Genomic DNA, 20,185 nt, shown 5'->3' on the forward strand with positions numbered 1-20,185 from the left:
GGCCGCCGCACCCGGCCCGCGCCCACGGTCGCGCGTCGCACGAACCCCACCCGGCTCAGGACCACCCGGCAGGCGGCCCTCGCGAGGCGGCCGAACCCGACGGGTACCGGTGCGGCTGTCACGTCCTGTCCGCCCAGGTGCGGTCCGCGGGCGTCGTGACGCATTCTTGCTGTGTCACCCACTCGGGCGGCGCACGGACGAGGTAGGACCGATGGCTGGGAGCGGGGAGGACGCAGGCCGGACGCGCGGAACCCTGGCCGCGCTGCTGGTCGACGCCTCCACCCGGGCACTCGACGCGGCCGACGGCCGCGTCGGGGGGGTGTACCTGCGCTCGGGCACCCCCGGCATGCTGCGCCTCGCGGTGCTCACGGGGCTCCCCGGCCGGCTGTTCCGCCCCTGGTGGCGGCTGCACGTGAACGCTCCGTTCCCCGTCGCCGACGCCTACCGGCTGGGCGTCCAGGTCACCCTGCCCAACGCCACGGAGATGGTGCGCCGCTATCCGCAGTTCGCGGCCGGTCTGCCGTTCCAGTTCGGCTCGGTCTACGTGCCCGTGCCGGGACCGTCGACGCCGTACGGCGTGCTCACGGTGCTGCGCCCGTCGGCCCAGGACTCGGTCGAGGAGATTCCCGGCCAGGAGATCCTCACCCAGCTGGCCGAGGATCTCGGCGCCGGGATGCGCGGCCTCGCCGAGGGGGACGAGCCGTCGGTTCTGTGGGACGGCGAGCCGCTGTGCGTGCGGCCGCCCGCGGTGCGTCCCACGGTGGGGCGCTTCGGCCGGTTCACCTGGGATCCGGCCAGCTCGGCGGTGACCGTGGACGACCGGCTGCACGACCTGCTGGGGGTGCGGCCGGGCGACTTCGCCGGCACCGCGCAGGCGCTGGCGGACGCCGTCGCGCCCGCGGACGCCCATCAGCTGCTGGCCGCGCTGAGCGACACGGCCGCCGGAAAACCCCCGCCCGCACCGCTCCAGGTGCGGGCCGAGGACGGCAGCCCGCGTCTGCTGGAGCTGTGGCCCGCGCCGAGCCCGGCCGACCCGTGCGTGGTGAGCGGGATCGTCCTCGACCCGGGTCCGGCGCCGTCCGCCGACGGTGCGGCCGACCTGCTCCCGCAGGGTGTGTTCTGCCTGGACCGGATGGGCCTGATCGTGTACGCCAACCCGGCCGCGGAACGCCTGCTGCGCCCCGACCGCGCCGAGCTGCTGGGCCGCCCCCTGTGGGAGGCCCTGCCGTGGCTGAACCAGACCCCGTACGAGGACCACCTCCGCAGCGCCCTGCTCTCCCCGGGCCCGGTGTACTTCCACGTCCGGCGCCCGGCCGACGACGAGCCCGACTGGCTCGCGCTGTCCCTCCATCCTGGCGCGGACATCCTCACCTGCACCGTCGTGGCCGCGAACCGCGTGGACACCCCGGTCGGCCTGACGCCCGTCGACCCCGCGACGGCCGAGGCGCCCGGCACCGACCCCACCGTGGCCGCGGGCCCCTCGATGGCCCCGCTGTACCGGCCGATCGCCCTGGCCATCGCGCTGACCGACGCAGTCACTGCCCGCCAGGTGTCGGCGGTCGTCACCCAGGAGCTGCTCCCCGCGTTCGACGGCCGCCGCCTCGCCATCTATCTGCTCCAGGAGCGGCATCTCTTCCTGGCCTGGGAGACCGGCTTCCCCCAGGGCTTCCTCGCGCCCTTCGAAGGCGTCGGCCTCGACGCGCATCTGCCGGGTGTGGAGACGCTCACCCACGGCCGCCCGATCTTCTTCGAATCCATGCAGCAGCTGGCCGCCGCCTATCCCGGCATACCCCTGGACGCGACGGAGGGCGCCCGCGCCTTCCTCCCACTGATCGCCTCAGGCCGGCCGGTGGGTTCCTGCATCCTCGGCTTCGACCGCTCCCGCAGCTTCAGCGCGGAGGAACGTACGCTCCTGACCGCGCTCGCCGGGCTGATCGCGCACGCGATGGAGAAGGCGCAGCGCTACGACACCGAGGCCGCCCTCGCCCGCGGCCTCCAGCAGGCCCTGCTGCCCCGGCGGCTGTCCGAGCACCCGCTGGTGGAGACCGCCGGACGCTATCTGCCCGGCACCCAGGGCATGGACGTGGGCGGCGACTGGTACGACGTCGTCGAGGCCGGGGACGGACTGGCGCTGGTCATCGGCGACGTCCAGGGACACGGCGTCCAGGCGGCCGCCACGATGGGCCAGCTGCGCAGCGCCGTACGGGCCTTCGCGCTCGGCGACCATCCGCCCGACGAGGTCATGAGCGGCACGAACCACCTGCTCATCGACCTCGATCCCGGCCAGTTCGCGAGTTGCTGCTACCTCCGGCTCGACCCGGTCACCGGTCTGGCTCGGGTCGCCCGCGCCGGACATCTCCCTCCGCTGCTGCGCGCCCCCGACGGCCGGACCCATGTGCTGCAGATACCGGGCGGCGTGGTGCTCGGCGTGGACCCGCACGCGCACTACCCGGTGGCGCGGCTGCGCCTGGAGCCCGACGCCATCCTCGCGCTGTACACCGACGGGCTCGTCGAGAAGCCCGACACCGACATCGACGAGGGCATCGCCGCGCTGCGCACGGTTCTGGAGAAGGCCGGAACGTTCGCCGGGCGGCGCGGCGGCCGCTCGCTGGCGATGGTCGCCGACCGGCTCACCGCGACGGCCCGGCAGGCCACCGACCGGCCCGACGACGTGGCGCTGCTGCTCGCCACCCGGCACACCGCGCCCCGGCAACGCCGCTGACCCGCCACGAAATCCGTCGGATCAGTGCGGTCACCTCGTGCAACGCCCCTCGCCTACAGGGGCCCGGCAGTGTAGACATGGCACATGGTCCGACTGCCCGGCCGGCCCGATACTCGGCCGCCCCGTCGCCCCGGGGATCCGCATGCAGCCCTCGACGCGCCTCAGCAGGAGGAGACCGGGCCGCGCCGTACCTGGGCCGGGAGACTGTGGTCGGCGGTGAGCGGCCGCAGCCTCGCCGGACAGGTGTTCATACTGCAAGTGGTGATCGTGCTGCTGCTGGTCGTGTCGGCCGTGGTCGCACAGGTCCTGCAAGTACGGCACGACATCACCCAGGAGGCCCTCAACCGCTCCCTCGCCGTCGCCGAGACCTTCGCCAACGCACCAGGCACGGTCGCGGCGTTGCGCAGTCCCGACCCGACGGCGATCCTCCAGCCGAAGGCCGAGGCCGCCCGCAAGGCGTCCGGGGTGGACTTCATCGTCGTGATGAACACCGAGGGGATCCGCTACACCCATCCCAAGCCGGACCGCATCGGCATGAAGTTCGTGGGGACCATCGCGCCCGCGGTGGCCGGCGGAACCGTCGAAGAGGAGATCAACGGGACCATCGGACGGCTGGTCCAGGTCGTGGTCCCGGTCAAGGCGGCCGACGGCACCGTGGTGGGCCTGGTCTCGTCCGGTATCACGACCGAGCACGTGGGCGGCACCGCCGACCAGCAACTGCCGCTCCTGCTCGGCGCGGCCGCGGCGGCGATGGCCCTCGCCACGGCGGGCACGGCGCTGGTGAGCAGACGGCTGCTGCGGCAGACGCACGGCCTGGGCCCGCACGAGATGACCCGGATGTACGAACACCACGACGCGGTGCTGCACGCCGTGCGGGAGGGCGTGCTCATCGTCAGCGGCGAGGGCCGTCTGCTGCTCGCCAACGACGAGGCGAACCGCCTGCTGGAGCTGCCCGAGGACGCCGAGCGGCGCGATGTACGGGAGCTGGGCCTGGACGCCGACACGGCGGAGCTGCTGGCCTCGGGACGCGAGGCCACCGACGAGGTCCACCTCGTCAAGGACCGGCTGCTGGCCATCAACCAGCGGCCCACGGACGCGAGTGGCGGCCCGCCCGGCAGCGTCACCACACTGCGCGACTCCACGGAACTGCGCGCCCTGTCCGGCCGCGCGGAGGTGGCACGCGAACGCCTCAACATCCTGTACGACGCCGGTGTCGGCATCGGCACCAGCCTGGACGTGACGCGTACCGCCGGGGAGCTGACCGAGCTGGCAGTGCCCCGGTTCGCGGACTTCGCCACCGTCGACCTGTACGACGCGGTGCTGCGCGGGGAGGAGCCGCAGCCCGGGAACGCGCTGCGCCGGGCGGCCTCCAGCGGTGTCCGCAAGGACGCCCCGCTCTACCCGGTCGGCGAGCGCATCCGGTTCGTGGAGTCCTCGCCGCAGGCCCACAGCCTGACCTCCGGCCGCTCCGTGGTCGAGCCACGGCTGCGCGAGGCGCCGGGCTGGCTCGCACAGGACCTCGAACGCACCGAGCAGGTGGTGGAGTACGGCATCCACTCGCTGATCACCGTGCCGCTGCGCGCGGGCAGCCTGGTCCTGGGCGTGGCCAACTTCTGGCGCTCGGAGAAGCCCGAGCCGTTCGACTCGGACGAGCTGGCCCTCGCCGAGGAGCTCGCCGCCCGCGCCGCGGTGTCCATCGACAACGCCCGCCGCTACACCCGCGAGCACGGCATGGCGGTGACGCTGCAGCGCAGTCTGCTGCCGCGCAGCCTGCCCGAGCAGAGCGCCCTGGAGATCGCCTACCGCTATCTGCCCGCGCAGGCGGGGGTGGGCGGCGACTGGTTCGACGTACTGCCGCTGTCCGGCACCCGGGTGGCCCTCGTGGTCGGGGACGTCGTGGGGCACGGGCTGCATGCCGCGGCCACCATGGGACGGCTGCGCACGGCGGTGCACAACTTCACCGCCCTCGATCTGCCGCCCGATGAACTGCTGAGTCTCCTGGACGAGTTGGTCGGCCGCATCGACCAGGACGAGACACCCGCGGACGGCGCCGCGGCGGTCACCGGCGCGACCTGTCTGTACGCGATCTACGATCCGGTCGCCCGCAGCTGTACCGTCGCCCGGGCCGGCCATCCGCCGCCGGCCGTGATCCGGCCCGACGGCAGCGTGGAGTTCCCCGAGGTGCCCGCGGGGCCTCCGCTGGGTCTGGGGGGCCTGCCGTTCGAGACGGCCGAGCTGGAGCTGGCGGAGGGCAGCCGCCTGGTCCTGTACACCGACGGGCTCGTCGAGGACCGGGACCGGGACATCGACGAGGGGCTGGAGCTGCTGCGCACCGCCCTGGAGCAGTCCGGCGACGGGCCCGAGGACACCTGCCGGGCCGTACTCGACCTGCTGCCGGAACGGCCCGGCGACGACATCGCCCTGATCGTCGCCCGCACCCGCGTGCTCGGGCTCGACCGGGTCGCGCAGTGGCAGGTGCCGTCCGATCCGGCGGCCGTCTCCGAGATACGGGCGTCGGTGACACGGCAGTTGGCGCGGTGGGAGCTGGAGGAGCTCACGTTCACCACGGAGCTGATCCTCAGCGAGCTGGTGACCAACGCGATCCGCTACGGCCGTGCGCCCATCCGGGTACGGCTGCTGCTCGACCGCACCCTCATCTGCGAGGTCTCCGACTGCAGCACGACCTCACCGCATCTGCGCTACGCGACGACCACGGACGAGGGCGGTCGCGGCCTCTTCCTGGTCGCGCAGCTCGCCGAGCGCTGGGGCACCCGGTACATCCCCGGAGGCAAGGTCATCTGGGCCGAGCAGGCCCTGCCCTGAGGCCGTCGGAGCGGGCGCGCGGAATTGTGTTGAGGGCCGGTCACGGGATCGGAGATGATCTCCTTCATGTTCTCGCGCAGGAATCGCCGCCCCAAGACCCCCGAACTGCTCAAGGCCTGGGAGTGCCTGGACTCCGGAGACATACCCGGGGCGCTGCGGCAGTTGCGGGCCGGCGGGGAGGAGCAGCCCCTCGGTGAGGTGGCCCTCGTGGTCGGCCGGGCCGCGGGCGCTGCGGGCTTCGACGATCTTCAGCAGGCCGCGGCGGCGCTGGTGGCCCGGCCCGAACATGCCCAGGCCCTCTTCGACTTCGGGTACGCGTGCGTCGAACGCGGGCTGTCCTATCTGGCGATCCCCGCCCTGCGCGAGGTCCTGCGCGGCAACCCGGGCCGCCTCGGCGTCGTGCGGGAGCTGGTGTCGGCGTACGAACGCGAGGGGCGGCACCGCGAGGCGGCCGAGGAACTGGCCCTGCACGAGGCCGACTTCGCCGACTGGCCGGACCGCTACCTCCTGGTGTTCAACGCGATCATGTCGGGCGATCTCGCGCTGGCCCGGCGCCAGCACGCGCTGCTGCCGGACCCGGAGGACCCCATGTGGCTGCCCACGCAGGCCCGGCAGAGCCGCATGCTGGAACGCGCCGCCGCCGTCGGAGCCGCGACCGCGCTGGACCTCACCGATCTGCGCGGCTGGCAGTACGTGATCGGCGGCACCGTGCTCGGCACGCTCTCCCCGTACGGCTTCGACGCGGGGATGACGGGGCGTTATGCCTGGCTGCAGGACACCCCCGACCAGTGCCTGCGCGGCCTGTTGCGGCTGCGGACGCTGCTCGATGCCGCCGAGGTGCGCCCGCGGTCCGTGTCGCTGCTGCCCGACCGGGGATCGCGGATCCTCGGCCTGGCCGCCGCCGAGGTGCTGGGGCTGCCGGCGGAGCCGTTCGCGGCCGGGCGTGAGGACACCGTCGTCGTGGCGTACGACCTGAACGACGTCGCCCGCGAGGACGAGGGCCCCGAGATCCTCGGGCAGCTCTTCGAGCGGACCCCGGGGCAGGTGCTGCACGAGCACGCGAGCTCCTGGACCGACACCCCGGTCGTCACCGCCGACAGCGTCACGCTGCTCCACCAGTCGGTGGTGGCACCGTGGGGCGAGCAACTGCGCCAGGGGGCCGACGGCGACGTCGAGCAGGCACCGGCCGACGACCGCCCGGAGCCGGAACTCGCCGCCGAGATCACCGGCGCGGACCCGACCCCGGACGAGGCCGACGGGAAGGCCCCGCGGGACTCCGACGAGGCGTTCACGGCCTTCGTCACGGCAACACGCGCCACCTGGCTGCGCGGCGACCGGGCCCGCCTGTCGTCCTCGGGCCCGGTCCCCAGCTCCCGCTTCACCTGAGACACACCGAAGAACAACGCCAGCACCCGCACCGGCTACTGCCCCGGTGCGGGCACGCGGCCTACCTGCCACCATGCAGGCGCGGGCACACGAATCGCGGCCCCGGCCCACTCGTCGATCACCGCACCCAAACGGCCGGCGTGGGCATCTGCGCCACGCCCGGCAAGGGCGCCGCCACCATCGGCCGGTGGCGACCCACCGCGCCCGCCCTCCCCCTGAAAGCAACGACAGCGCCCGCACCTGCAGCCGTGCAAGCGCGGGCACACGAATCGCGGCGCCCTTACTACTCGTCGATCACCGCGCCGAAACGGGCCGCGTGGGCGTTTCCGCCGAGGGCTCCGGCGGCGTACGACCATGAACCGGGGGCCAGCAGGCCGCTGTTGCTCGCGGGCAGGAGCCACAGCGCGCCGTCGCCCGCGTTCTCGCCGGGGGCCGCCGCGAGGAGTTCGGCGCGGCCGTCCGCGTCGGTGTCCGCCAGCCGTACCTGGGCGCCCCAGGCGTCGTCCATCTCGGCGGTGCCGGGGATGTGCGGGGTGTTCTGGTCGAAGGACTGGGCATGTGCCGCGGTCAGGCCCTCGCGGGAGCCGCGCAGCAGCCAGACCGCGCCGGCGTCGGCGACGGTGCCCACGTCCTCGCCCGGCGCGCCGACGGCCACGTCCGCGAAGCCGTCGCCGTTCACGTCGGCGACGGACAGGTCGGCGCCCCAGGCGTCCCCGGCCTCGGACGAGCCCGGGACACCCGGGGAGTTCTGCGACCACCACTGCGGGCCGGTGCCGGGGCCGTCCACGCCCGCGGGGCCATCCTCGCCACCGTAGTACACGCCGATCTTGCCGCCCGCGTCGCCCTCCGCCTCGTCGTCGGCGCTGCTGAGCTGGCCGACGACCAGGTCGTCGAAGCCGTCCTTGTCGATGTCGCCGGAGGCGGTGCCCAGGCCGCCGGGCAGGTCCCGCCGGTAGGTCAGGCCGTCGCTGCCGCCCGCGTAGTACGCGGACCAGCCCTTGGTGTAGGCGTCGTCGGGGCTGTAGCCGGAGACGACCAGGTCGGCGAAACCGTTGTGGTCGTAGTCACCGGTGGTCAGATACCCGGGCTGGAGCCTGTGGCCGGTGGAGTGCGGTGCGCCGACGAGTCGCAGGACGCCCGCGTGGTACGTGAACACGTGCAGGCCCACCTTCTGGTCGGCCACGACGAGCTGGTCGGCGTCGGTGTCCCCGGTGAACCGGGCGGCGGCCGCCCCGAGGCCGAACCGGGCGCCCGCGGCCGGCTCGGCGGCAGTGACGGAGGCGGTGCGCACGGCGCCCAGGCCGGCCTTTGAGCCGTACAGGACGGTCACCCGGCCGGCGTCCGCGACGCTGCCCTCGTCCTCGCCGGGCGCGCCGACGATGGCGTCGTCGTAGCCGTCTCCGTCCAGGTCGCCGGTGGCGACGGCCTGCCCGAAGTCGTCCCAGGCCTCGGAGGTGCCGGGCACCCCCTTGGTGGACTGGCTGATGACCGCCGTACGGCCCTTGGGCACGGTCGTGTTGGTACCGATGCCGTTGGGGGCGCCGTACTGCACGGTGACGTACCCGGCGCCCTCCTTGCCGTCCACGGTGCCTTCCGGGACGCCGGTGAGGATGTCGGTGTACCCGTCGCCGTTGAAGTCGCTGTTGCGGTCGGCGGCGGAGGTGCCGCCCGGGACGCCCGCGAACGCGGACGGCGCGGCCAGGATGCCGGCGCCGGCCAGCAGCAGGAAGGAGGCCGCGGTGACGGCGGCGGAGACTCCGGAACGGCGGGCAGGGCGTGCGGTGCTGCTCATCTTCGTTTCCCCCGTGGGATGTTGATGGGTCGTCAGGTCGGCTGGTCTTGCCGACACCGGGTTCGACACGGGGGTCCCGGAGGGAGTTGTGGCGCCGCGAAGGGCTGTGACGATTTGGTGACAACTCCGGCGGAGCACGGACGCGGGGAGCACAGACACGGGGAGCACCCCCGTATCGCGCCGGGGGTGCTCCGCCGTCCATCCGCACCGAGGCATCCCGTGGCGAGGGAAGCCTCCCGGTCTTCCTGCGTCCCTTCAGAGGCTCTCCTCTCCGCCGTCACGCCGGTCGTCCGATGGTGTTCGGTGGCCACCTGTCGGCCAGTTTAGACGAGGCCCCCTGTTAAATACCAATCCTGATTGGTATTACTCTCCCTGCAGTGCGCGACACCCGCGTCGACGGGTGCCGGATCTCGAGGAGGGCACAGGAGATGGGAAGATCACCAGCGGGCGGCAGCCCCGGTGAAGACAAGCGGCCACGGATGATCGCCCGGGGCTGGGTCCAGGCGGCGGTCCTCGTCACGCTCGGCGGATTCTTGGTCCTCGGGCTGCTGGCGATGCGGACCTACCAGGCCCAGCCCCCGATACCGGAACGGACCGTCACCGCCTCCGGCCAGATCGTCTTCACCGGTGACGACGTCCGCGACGGCCAGAAGGTGTTCCTGCGCGCCGGCCTGATGCAGTACGGCTCGATCTACGGCCACGGCGCCTATCTGGGACCGGACTTCACGGCCGACTACCTGCACCGCAGCGCCACCATGGTGCACAAGCAGTACACCGATTCCGGCGTCGCGAACGCCGACGAGCGGACCGCCGCGGAGTACCGGACCAACCGCTACGACAAGGCGACCGGCACCCTGGTGTGGAGCGACGCCCAGGCCGCCGCCTTCACCGAGCTGACGAAGCACTACGCCGACCTGCTCGGCCGGCCCGACGGCAAGCAGGGCCTCAGGCCGGACGCGATCACCGATCCGGGCGAGATCCACGACGTCACGGCCTACTTCGGCTGGACGGCGTGGACCTCCGCGGCCGACCGCCCCGGCCACGACTACTCGTACACCAACAACTGGCCGTCGGAACCCCTGGTCCACAACAAGCCGACCGGTCACACCGTGACCTGGAGCGTGCTGTCGCTGATCTTCCTGCTCGTGGGCACCGGCGCGCTGTTCGCCGCCTTCGGACGCTGGAACTTCCTGGGCTGGCACCGGCGCGACCACCGGGAACTGCGCTTCCACGCGCCCGACAGCGTCCGGCTCACCCCGGCGCAGCGCACCACGGCCTGGTTCTTCTTCGCGATGGCCGGACTGTTCCTGGCCCAGGCGCTGCTGGGCGCGGCCGCCCAGCACTACCGGGCCGACCTCGGCAGTTTCTTCGGCATCCCGCTCGACCGCTGGCTGCCGTACAACCTGGTCCGCACCTGGCACACCCAGCTGGCGATCTTCTGGGTGGTCACCTCGTTCCTGGCCATCGGTATCTTCATCACCCCGCTGATCGCCCGCGGCTGGGAGCCCCGCAAGCAGGCCCTGCTCAGCAGGATCCTGCTCGGCGCGCTGGTCGTCGTGGTCGTCGGCAGCCTGCTGGGCGAACTGGCCGGACAGCGCGGCTGGCTCGGCAACCTGTGGAGCGCGCTGGGCAACCAGGGCTGGGAGTATCTGGACCTCGGCCGGGTGTGGCAGGTCCTGCTGACCGGCGGCATGGTGATCTGGGTCGTGATCCTCTTCCGCGGACTGCGCCGCAGGCTGCGCCGGGAGAGCGTCGCCAACATGCCGTGGCTGTTCTTCCTGGCCGCGCTCGCGCTGCCCGCGTTCTACGCCGTCGGCCTGCTGGCCAGTCCCGAATCGCAGTTCACCGCGGCCGACTTCTGGCGCTTCATCGTGGTGCACCTGTGGGTCGAGGACTTCATGGAGCTCTTCACCACCGCGACCGTCGCCTACCTGTTCGTGCTGCTGGGTGTCGTCCGTGAGCGGGTGGCACTGTCCGTGATCTTCCTCGACATCGTGCTGTACGGCGCGGGCGGCGTGATCGGCACCATGCACCACCTGTACTTCTCGGGTGAGCCCGCCGAGCACCTGGCACTGGGCGCGACGTTCTCCGCCCTCGAAGTGGTGCCGCTGCTCTTCCTCACCGTCGAGGCGTGGAGCTTCCTGCAGATCGGCGCCCGCCGGCACAGCCCGTCGAGCACGCCGTTCCCGCACCGCTGGGCCGTGATGTTCCTGGCCGCGGTCGGCTTCTGGAACTTCCTGGGCGCAGGTGTGTTCGGCTTCCTGGTCAATCTGCCCATCGTGTCGTACTACGAGATGGGCACGGGCCTGACGGCGAACCACGCGCACGCCGCGATGATGGGCGTGTACGGCATGCTGGCGGTCGGCTTCGCGGTGTTCGCGCTGCGCTACCTCATCCCCGAGAACCGGTGGTCGGACCGCTGGCCCCGGATGGCATTCTGGTCGCTCAACCTCGGGCTGGCGTGGATGTCGTTCGCCACGCTGCTGCCCGGTGGTGCCCTTCAGCTGTACAAGGTCGTCGAGAGCGGCTACGCGGACGCGCGCAGCCTCGGCTATCTGCAGGGCGACACCAATGTCTTCCTGGAGTGGCTGCGCCTGCCCGGAGACGTGGTGTTCCTGGTCGGCGGCGTACTGCCGCTGCTGTGGCTGACCTGGCTGGGCGTGCGTCATCGCGCCGGCCGGACCAGGCAGCCGGCGGACGCAGAGCTGAGCCTGCTGTTCACCGCGGTGGGACCCGCCCCGGCCGGGGCCGAGGGCAGCGTGCCGGACGACGACGCTGACGAGGACGACGGGCGCTCCCCCGAACCGCCCGCCGCGGCGGCGGTGGCGCCGTGAGCGGGGAGACCCTGCTCACCGCCGGATACCTGGGGGTGCTCCTGCTGGTCGTGATCGGCCTCGACCTCTACGGCCGGCAGAGCACCGGCGCCTGGGAGTCGCGCATCTTCACCGGCTACCACCGGGCGGCCGGGCAGAGCCCCGAACCGGTCAGCCGTGACGCGTGGCCGCACTCGGAGGTGCACCGCTTCCACCGGGCCGTGTCGCTGTTCGTGTCCGTGGTCGCGCTCGTCCTGGCGGGCGGGGAGGCGCTCCGTCACCACGCCCCGGCGGAGCTCGCGCTCCTCGCGGCGGTGACCCTCCCGCACGGCGTGCTGCTCACCCTGCTGGGCCGCAGGCTGCGACAGGCCAAGGTCTCGCCACCGCAGTGACCGACGCGTCACCCTCCTGCCGCGAGGGTTAAAAACGAGGCTTCTTGTTTCTAACCCTCGCGGTCGTATCATTTCTCCATGGCTCCACGACGACAGCTCACCGACGCGGGTACCGGCGCTCCGGCGCAAAGGGGAAGGCGCGCTGCCGTCCTGCAACTGCTGCGCGCGGAGGACGGCCGCCCGCTGGGCGTGGCAGAGACCGCCGAGCGGGTCGGGGTCCACCTCAACACCGCCCGCTTCCATCTGGACGCGCTGGTCGCCGACGGCCTGGCGGTCCGTGACAGCGCGCCCCGCAGTGAGCCGGGGCGACCGAAGATCGTCTACTCGGCCGTCGCCTCGGACGGGTCGGACGGTTCGCGCAGTTTCCAGCTGCTGTCGGACATTCTGCTCGGTGTCGTGTCCTCCTCGGTGGAGGACCCGGTGACCGCGGCGACCCGGGCCGGCCGCTCCTGGGGCTCGTACCTGACCGCCCCTCCCGCGCCCACCGAGCGGATCGGCGCGGAGGAAGGGGAGCGCCGGCTGGTGGCGACCCTGGAGGGCATGGGCTTCGTCACGGAAGCGGAGCAGGAGCACGCGCAGGAGCAGGAGCGGGAACCCGAGGCGGGCACGGAGCCGGAGGCCGGAACCACCGACCGGCGACTGCTTCTGCACCACTGCCCGTTCCGTGAGGTGGCCCAGCGGCGCCCCGACATCGTCTGCGCGATCCATCTCGGCCTGATGCAGGGCACGGTGGAGACGCTGCGGGCCCCGCTGACCGCGGAGAGCCTGGAGCCCTTCGTCACCCCGCACCTGTGCGTGGCCACCCTGCGGCGCTCCGAGGGGGCCTGAGCTTCTGTCAGGTGTGCGCCGCCGAGCCGGTCTCCTCGGCGATGCGGGCGATCAGCCCGTCGAGCACCTGCTCGGCCTGTTCCGGGTCGAAGTCCTCGCCCAGCCGCTTGCGCACCCCGTCGTCGCTGAGGAGATGGTGCACCACCGGCTGCACCTCGTGCCGGGCGAGGCAGTTGCGGGCGCACTGGAGCACACAGCCGTCCACGGCGATGACGGGGCGACCGCTGCGGGCCTTGCGGACCAGACTCGGCACGTCTCCGCCGACACCGGCGATGCACGACATCTCGGCGATGCCGCGCCGGTCGAGCTGCACGGCGATCCAGTTGGTCATCTGGGCCGCGCTCGAACAACCCGAGCAGGAGTAGACAAGGGGCAGATCACGACGACGGTTCACCCGGGGGCCTCGCTGGTTACGGCGGACAGTGTGCGGCGCGGCGGTGTACGGCACGCGTCCCGCGAGCCTAGGCCGGGCGACCGTCGGCGGCATGGGCCGGGCGGGGTAGGTGTGGGCCCGTTGGGCTCCCCCCGCGGTGCCGAAAGGCCCCCCTCTCCTCGGGGAGGTCAGCCAAGGGCGCGGTCCAGGTTGAACGCGGCGCTGATCAGTGCCAGGTGGGTGAACGCCTGGGGGAAGTTGCCCTGCTGCTCGCCGGTGCGGCCGATCTCCTCGGCGTAGAGGCCGAGATGGTTGGCGTAGGTGAGCATCTTCTCGAAGGCCAGCCGCGCCTCGTCCAGCCGCCCGGCGCGCACCAGCGCCTCGACGTACCAGAAGGAGCAGATCGAGAAGGTGCCCTCGTCGCCGCGGAGCCCGTCGGGGCTGGCCTGGGGGTCGTAGCGGTAGACGAGGGAGTCGGAGACCAGGTCGTCGGTGAGGGCGTCCAGGGTGGACAGCCACTTGGGGTCGGTGGGTGCGATGAACTTAGCCAGCGGCATCATCAGCAGCGACGCGTCGAGGACCTCGCCGCCCTCGTGCTGGACGAAGGTGCGGCGCACCGGCGACCAGCCGAGGTCCATGATCCGCCGGTAGATGGCGTCACGGCTCGTCCGCCAGCGGCGGTGGTCGGCCGGCAGGCCACGCCGGTTGGCGAGCCGGATGGCGCGCTCGATCGCCACCCAGCACATCAGGCGCGAGTACAGGAAGTTCTTGCGGCCGCCGCGGGTCTCCCACACGCCCTCGTCGGGCTGGTCCCAGTGGTCGCAGACCCAGTCGACCAGCCGGGAGACGTTGTCCCACTGGTCGCTGGAGATGGGCTCGGCCCACTTGTCGTAGAGATAGATCGAGTCGATGAGGGCGCCGTAGATGTCGAGCTGGAGCTGGTCGGCGGCGGCGTTGCCGACCCGGACCGGAGCCGATCCCAGGTGGCCCTCCAGATGATCGAGTTCGCGTTCGGGCAGGTCGGTGCGGCCGTCGATGCCGTACATGATCTGCAGTGGGCCCGAGGGCGAGCCGTCGCCCGGGCCGATGAGGCCGGTCAGGAAGTTCATGAACGCCCGGGCCTCGCCGCTGAAGCCCAGCCGCAGCAGTGCGTAGACGCAGAACGCGGCGTCCCGGATCCACACATAGCGGTAGTCCCAGTTGCGCTCGCCGCCGAGTTGTTCGGGGAGGCTGGTGGTCGGCGCGGCCACGATGGCGCCGGTCGGCGCGTAGGTGAGCAGTTTCAGGGTGAGGGCGGAGCGGTGCACCATCTCCCGCCAGCGCCCGCGGTAGCGGGACTGGTGCAGCCAGCGCCGCCAGTAGCGGACCGTGGCCTCGAATTCGTGCTCGGCCTCGATGCGGGCGCAGCCGCGGGGCGCTATGGCGTCGCCGACCCGGTCGAGGGCGAACACCGCGGACTCGCCCTCGGCGAGCTTGAAGTCGGCGCGCGCGTCCACGCCGTCGCTCTCCAGGGTCACCGTGGAGGTGAGCGCGAGGGCCATCTCCGGGGACTCGAAGACGGCCGTGTCGCCGAGGAGCTTCAGCGTGTGCGGGGCGGCGCCGTAGTCGAAGCGCGGGGCCACCCGGACCCGGAAGGGGACGGTGCCGCGGACGCACAGGACGCGGCGGATCAGACGGTGCCGGTCGGCCTCCGCGGACTCTCCGGTGACGGGCATGAAGTCCTGGACCTCGCCGACCCCGTCGTCGGTGAAGAACCGGGTGATCAGCACATTGGTGTCGGGGAAGTAGAACTGCTTGGTACGGGCCGGCACGGAGGCGGCGAGCTCGAAGCAGCCGCCGCGCTCCGCGTCCAGGATCGACGCGAAGACGCTCGGGGAGTCGAAGGACGGGCTGCAGTACCAGTCGATCGTGCCGTTGCTGCCCACCAGGGCCACGCTCCGCAGGTCGCCGATCAGTCCGTGCTCGGCGATCGGCAGATAGCGGGGACTCCCGGGTGCGTCCTGGTACGGCGTCTCGGTCATCGCGGCAGCCTCCCGGATACGGGCGTGCGGACTGTCTCCAGCTTAGGAGGGATGGGGGCCGTGGGCTCTTCCGGATGCAGGGCGGGCTCCGGCGGTGAATCGTGAGAGTGGGCCGGTTTCGCGGCACCGGCAGCGGTGCGGGCGGCCGGTCCGGAGGAGGAGGCATCATGTCGACGTCACAACCCGAAGAGTCCCGGTCCGCCGACGACCGGGCGACCCCGGACGCCCTGCTCCACACCTGCCCCGGCACGGGCGTGGCGCCCGAGGATCTGGTACTCGCCAGCGGCCGGGACATCACACCGGCCAATCTCGAATGGGCACGGCGCAAGCTGGAGACCGAGGGCCCGATAGCCATCGAGAAGCTGCTCCCCTGAGGGCCGTCCGGGGTCAACTCACAGACGGGGGAAACCGGCTCGGCACGACCGACCGGAGACGCGGCACGCGCCCGGCCCACGACTCCACCGAAGACGCGGACCGGGCGCTCGGCGCTGTCCTGGGGGCGGATGCGGGGGCACTGGCCGTTGCCCTCACCGGCAGCCGTTGCCCTCACCGGCGTCCTCCGTGGTCACGCAGACGACCCGGACGCGTTGGATCGCGTTGTTGGCGAAGCCGCCGCGGTTCCAGTGCTGGTCCGCGGGTTGGGTGTGGCCGTCGGCGTCGGTCGCGCGGGCGGCGAGGACATGGGGTCCCGAGGTGGCGGTCCACGTCCAGTGCCAGCGGCGCCAGGCCCAGCGGTGCCCGTCCGACGGGTCGAGGCCGGCCGGGTGCCACTTCGCTCCCCCGTCGGTGCTGACCTCGACCGCCGTCACCGGCGCCTGCCCGGACCAGGCCCGGCCCTCCAGCGGTACCGGTCCCGGCCGGACCACCCGGGTCCGGGACATGAAGTCCGGGAAGCCCGGCGGGACCAGCAGGGCCCGCGCCGCGATACGGGTGACCGGCTCGCCCTCGTCCTCGGGGCACTGCCGGAGCCGGTAGGCCACGGCCTGCTGGAATCCCGTGAACGGTCGCGCACTCACCGTGATGTCCCGCAGCCACTTCACCTGCGCCATGCCGTACCAGCCGGGCACCACCAGCCGGATCGGGTGGCCGTGCTGCGGGGGCAGCGGGGCGCCGTTCATGCCGTACGCCACCAGCACCTCGGGGTCGTCGCCCATGGCCACGGCCACCGGCAGGGCGCGCTGGTAGTCCTGCTCGATCCCGCGCTCCACCCCGTGGTCGGCTCCGGTGAAGACCACGTCGACGGCCGCCGGGTCCACGCCCGCCTCGGCGAGCAGCAGCCGCAGCGGCACACCGGTCCACTCGGCCGTGCCGACGGCCTCGACCAGCCAGGGCTGGCTCACCGGGCGGGGCGCCAGCAGGGCACGGCCGTTTCCGGCGCACTCCAGGGTCACCCGGGTGGTGACCGCGGGCAACGCCCGCAGGTCGGCCGGGGTGAGCCGGAGCGGGCGGCGGACCAGGCCGTCCACCGTCAGGCGCCAGCGGGTGGCGTCGGGGACGTACGGGATGTCGTAGTGGGTGAGGACGTAGTGCAGGCCGGGCGGGGTGATGTCGTGGCGCAGGGCTTCCAGCGGGAGTCCGTGGTTGCGGGCGGCGAGCGCGAGTTCGTCCGGACCGATGCCCTCCTCGGGTCCGGCCAGCCGGGCGGGTGCGCTCACATCGTCGAGTCGACGGCCCATGACCGTATTGTCCCTCCGGCTGGTGCGGTACGGCGAGTACGTCGACGGGGTCGGGGTCGGGGTCGGGGTCGGGGTCGGGGTCGGGCAACTCCCGCGAGCCGGATGCGGGTTCCGTTCGGGACGATGGTTTCCCGTTCACCCTTTCGAAGAGAGCCCGAGGGCTGACACACTCCGGAAGGTGCCCGACTTCGACTTCGACATGCTCGTCATCGGATCCGGCCCGGGCGGCCAGAAGGCCGCCATCGCCGCGGCCAAACTCGGCCGCCGGGTCGCCGTCGTCGACCGCCCCGACATGGTCGGTGGGGTCTCCATCCACACCGGCACCATCCCCTCCAAGACCCTGCGCGAGGCGGTGCTGTATCTCACCGGTCTCACCCAGCGCGATCTGTACGGGCAGAGCTACCGGCTGAAGGAGGACATCACCGTCGCCGATCTGACCGCGCGCACCCAGCACGTGGTCGGCCGGGAGGTCGACGTCATCCGCAGCCAGCTGTCCCGCAACCACGTCTCCCTCTACGCCGGTACGGGCCGCTTCGTCGACCCGCACACCATCGGCCTGCGCGAAGTCACCGGCCACGAAAGGCTGTTGAGCGCGGAGCACATCGTCATCGCCACCGGCACCCGGCCCGCCCGGCCGGACAGCGTCGAGTTCGACGGGCGCACGATCATGGACTCGGACAACGTGCTCACGCTGGAGCGGGTGCCGCGGTCCATGGTCATCGTCGGCGCGGGGGTGATCGGCATGGAGTACGCCTCCATGTTCGCCGCGCTGGGCAGCAAGGTGACCGTGGTGGAGAAGCGCCCGGGGATGCTGGACCTGTGCGACGTCGAGGTCATCGAGTCGCTCAAGTACCACCTGCGGGACCTCGCCGTCACCTTCCGCTTCGGGGAGACCGTCGCCGCCGTGGAGCGGCACGCCCGTGGCACCCTGACCGTCCTGGAGAGCGGCAAGAAGATCCCCGCCGACGCGGTGATGTACTCCGCGGGACGCCAGGGCCTCACCGATGAACTCGACCTGGCCAAGGCGGGGCTGGCCGCGGACCCGCGCGGCCGGATCCGGGTGGACGAGCACTACCGCACCGAGGTTCCGCACATCTATGCCGTCGGCGACGTCATCGGCTTCCCGGCGCTCGCCGCGACCTCGATGGAGCAGGGCAGGGCGGCCGCGTACGACGCCTTCGGGGAGCCCGTCGGCCGCATGCACAACCTGCAGCCGATCGGCATCTACACCATTCCGGAGATCAGCTTCGTGGGCCGCACCGAGGACCAGCTCACCGAGGACTGCGTGCCGTTCGAGGTCGGCATCGCCCGCTACCGGGAACTGGCCCGGGGGCAGATCATCGGCGACTCCCACGGCATGCTCAAGCTGCTGGTCTCCCCCGAGGACCGCACGCTGCTCGGCGTGCACTGCTTCGGTACGGGGGCCACCGAGCTGATCCACATCGGGCAGTCCGTGATGGGCTGCGGCGGCACGGTCGACTACCTGGTCGACGCCGTCTTCAACTACCCGACGCTGGCCGAGTCGTACAAGGTCGCGGCACTGGACGCCACCAACAAACTGCGCCAGATCGACCACCTGGAGGACTGACCGGGGCGTGGAAGGGGCGCTTCCGGGGCGGGAGTTGGGCCCTCGCCCGGCGAGGGAGATTACCGGCTGGTCAATCTTGAAAGGTCAAAGAGGGCCGCTATCATCACACCCACACGCGGTGTGACCGACTGTCGACGCAGGGCTGATCGGAATTCACCAGTCTTTCTTCTTCTCCTGGCCGGCCGCTGACCCGAGGCCATCCCTCTACGGGTTCGAGGCGGGTCCCACACCCCCCACCCGTGCGCCGCGGGCCGGCCCGTCCGTGCGCGTGCACAACCGAAAGCAGCACATCCATGAGCAACAACAGGGGCAGAGGGCTGCAGGCCAATGCCCTCGGTACGTTCGACACCGTGGTCATGGCCGTCGCGGGCAGCGCACCGGCGTACTCGCTGGCCGCGACCACGGCGGTGCTGGTCGGCGCGGTGGGACTGGCCAGTCCGGCGGCCCTGCTGTACTGCGCGATACCCATGCTGGGCATCGCGCTGGCGTTCAGCTACCTCGGCCGGATCGATGTGAACGCGGGCGCCAGTTACTCCTGGGTGGGCCGCACCCTGCACCCGTTCCTGGGCTTCGTCAGCGGCTGGGCGCTGGTGGTCTCCGCGACCATCTTCATGGTGGCCGGTTCACTGCCCGCCGGTTCGATGACGCTCGCGCTGTTCGACGAGAACCTCGCCGACAACACGGCCCTGTCGACGGTGATCGGTGCGGCCTGGTTCCTGATCATGCTCGGGGTGGTGCTCGGCGGCGCCCGGCTCACCGTCCGCGCGCAGCTGCTGATGTCCGGCGTCGAGCTGGTCGTTCTGGGCCTGTTCGCGGTGCTGGCGCTCTTCCACACCGGCGACGCCCGCGCCTTCGACTGGTCCTGGTTCGGCTTCTCCCACTTCGACGGGATGGCCGGGTTCGCCTCGGGGGCGCTGATCGCCGCGTTCTACTACTGGGGCTGGGACGTCACCAGCAACCTCAGCGAGGAGACCCGCAACAGCCGTCGTACGACCGGGCTCGCGGGCCTGATCGGCGTGGGCGTGGTCTTCCTGCTGTTCGAGGTGTTCACGATCGCGGTGAACGTGATCCTGTCCTCGAAGCAGATCGAGGAGAACGACGCCAATGTGCTGGCCGTCCTCGGCGAGGAGGTCTGGCCCGGCTGGGGCGGCAAGCTGCTGATCGTCGCCGTGATGCTGTCCACCATCGCCACGCTGGAGACCACGCTCATCCAGGTCACGCGCTCGCTGTTCGCGATGGGCCGCGACCGTACGATGCCATCCGCGCTGGGCCGGGTGCACCGCACCTGGAACACGCCCTGGGTCGCCATCACCGTGGTCGGCGGGGTGGCGCTGGTGATGTTCATCGCCTCCAACGCCCTGGGCTCGGTGGGCGACATCCTCTCCGACGCCATCTCCGCGATCGGTCTGCAGATCGCCGTCTACTACGGTCTCGCGGGTCTCGCGGTGGTCGTCGCCTACCGCAAGATGCTGCTGAAGTCCGTGGGCAACTTCGTCCTCGGCGGGCTGTGGCCGCTGTTCGGCGCCCTGTTCATGTTCTGGATCTTCGTCGAGTCCCTGGGCGAGCTGAGCGGCGCGGCGATCGCGATCGGCCTCGGCGGTCTGGCCGTCGGACTGATCCCGATGCTCTGGTACTGGAAGCAGGGCAGCGACTACTACCGGCCCGCCAGGCTCGACGCGACGCACACGGTCGAGGCCGACTACGTCCCCGACGACCGCACGACCGCGCGGGCCGGCGCCTACGAGGGTCTCCCCACCGACTTCTGAGGGAG

13 protein-coding genes are annotated in these 20,185 nt (G+C 72.0%); 9 read left to right on the forward strand and 4 right to left on the reverse strand.

Going from position 1 to position 20,185, the window contains the following annotated elements; translation table 11 throughout:
• Window positions 1-211 precede the first annotated feature (211 nt).
• From ACZ4EG_RS09495 to ACZ4EG_RS09505, 3 genes are all read left to right on the forward strand, one after another.
• Entirely contained in the window at window positions 212-2,722 is a 2,511-nt protein-coding gene (locus ACZ4EG_RS09495) for a SpoIIE family protein phosphatase (protein WP_467790196.1), read from the forward strand.
• An 84-nt stretch (window positions 2,723-2,806) separates the two neighbouring features.
• Complete coding sequence (locus tag ACZ4EG_RS09500) at window positions 2,807-5,545, forward strand: SpoIIE family protein phosphatase (RefSeq protein WP_453546268.1); 2,739 nt, start codon at window positions 2,807-2,809, stop codon at window positions 5,543-5,545.
• A gap of 66 nt (window positions 5,546-5,611) precedes the next feature.
• Window positions 5,612-6,931, forward strand: coding sequence for a tetratricopeptide repeat protein (locus ACZ4EG_RS09505; protein WP_467790419.1), 1,320 nt, complete (start codon window positions 5,612-5,614; stop codon window positions 6,929-6,931).
• A gap of 283 nt (window positions 6,932-7,214) precedes the next feature.
• On the opposite strand, the gene ACZ4EG_RS09510 is transcribed toward ACZ4EG_RS09505, so the two are convergent.
• Window positions 7,215-8,723 (reverse strand): FG-GAP repeat protein, encoded by a 1,509-nt coding sequence (locus ACZ4EG_RS09510; RefSeq protein WP_453546264.1) that lies wholly within the window; start codon window positions 8,721-8,723, stop codon window positions 7,215-7,217.
• Between the two features lie 428 nt (window positions 8,724-9,151).
• Here ACZ4EG_RS09510 and ACZ4EG_RS09515 point away from each other — a divergent pair, with 428 nt between their 5' ends.
• The 3 genes from ACZ4EG_RS09515 (at window position 9,152) to ACZ4EG_RS09525 (ending at window position 12,756) form a co-directional block, all read left to right on the forward strand.
• Window positions 9,152-11,557: a nitric-oxide reductase large subunit gene (locus tag ACZ4EG_RS09515; RefSeq protein WP_467790197.1), complete on the forward strand. Its 2,406-nt coding sequence runs from the start codon at window positions 9,152-9,154 to the stop codon at window positions 11,555-11,557.
• The gene (locus tag ACZ4EG_RS09520) at window positions 11,554-11,928 is read left to right on the forward strand and encodes a hypothetical protein (protein WP_467790198.1); all 375 of its coding nucleotides are present in this window, start codon (window positions 11,554-11,556) and stop codon (window positions 11,926-11,928) included. The genes ACZ4EG_RS09515 and ACZ4EG_RS09520 overlap by 4 nt, the downstream gene beginning before the upstream one ends.
• 78 nt (window positions 11,929-12,006) lie before the next feature.
• Window positions 12,007-12,756: a helix-turn-helix transcriptional regulator gene (locus tag ACZ4EG_RS09525; protein ID WP_467790199.1), complete on the forward strand. Its 750-nt coding sequence runs from the start codon at window positions 12,007-12,009 to the stop codon at window positions 12,754-12,756.
• Between the two features lie 7 nt (window positions 12,757-12,763).
• On the opposite strand, the gene ACZ4EG_RS09530 is transcribed toward ACZ4EG_RS09525, so the two are convergent.
• Together ACZ4EG_RS09530 and ACZ4EG_RS09535 are read right to left on the reverse strand one after the other, a co-directional pair.
• Window positions 12,764-13,243: a putative zinc-binding protein gene (locus ACZ4EG_RS09530; protein WP_390705968.1), complete on the reverse strand. Its 480-nt coding sequence runs from the start codon at window positions 13,241-13,243 to the stop codon at window positions 12,764-12,766.
• Window positions 13,244-13,317: 74 nt separating this feature from the next.
• Window positions 13,318-15,150 (reverse strand): glycoside hydrolase family 15 protein, encoded by a 1,833-nt coding sequence (locus ACZ4EG_RS09535; protein ID WP_453546255.1) that lies wholly within the window; start codon window positions 15,148-15,150, stop codon window positions 13,318-13,320.
• A 167-nt stretch (window positions 15,151-15,317) separates the two neighbouring features.
• Between ACZ4EG_RS09535 and ACZ4EG_RS09540 the strand changes: the two genes are divergently transcribed.
• Window positions 15,318-15,524 (forward strand): hypothetical protein, encoded by a 207-nt coding sequence (locus tag ACZ4EG_RS09540; RefSeq protein WP_453546253.1) that lies wholly within the window; start codon window positions 15,318-15,320, stop codon window positions 15,522-15,524.
• 153 nt (window positions 15,525-15,677) lie between these two features.
• Here ACZ4EG_RS09540 and ACZ4EG_RS09545 read toward each other — a convergent pair whose 3' ends face one another.
• Window positions 15,678-16,826, reverse strand: coding sequence for a sulfite oxidase (locus tag ACZ4EG_RS09545; RefSeq protein WP_467790200.1), 1,149 nt, complete (start codon window positions 16,824-16,826; stop codon window positions 15,678-15,680).
• A gap of 178 nt (window positions 16,827-17,004) precedes the next feature.
• Between ACZ4EG_RS09545 and sthA the strand changes: the two genes are divergently transcribed.
• Together sthA and ACZ4EG_RS09555 are read left to right on the forward strand one after the other, a co-directional pair.
• Window positions 17,005-18,414, forward strand: a complete 1,410-nt coding sequence (sthA, locus tag ACZ4EG_RS09550) for a Si-specific NAD(P)(+) transhydrogenase (RefSeq protein WP_363301129.1) — start codon at window positions 17,005-17,007, stop codon at window positions 18,412-18,414.
• A 293-nt stretch (window positions 18,415-18,707) separates the two neighbouring features.
• The gene (locus ACZ4EG_RS09555) at window positions 18,708-20,180 is read left to right on the forward strand and encodes an APC family permease (RefSeq protein WP_467790201.1); all 1,473 of its coding nucleotides are present in this window, start codon (window positions 18,708-18,710) and stop codon (window positions 20,178-20,180) included.
• Window positions 20,181-20,185: the final 5 nt, after the last annotated feature.

Source organism: Streptomyces sp. NPDC025638, assembly GCF_055558775.1.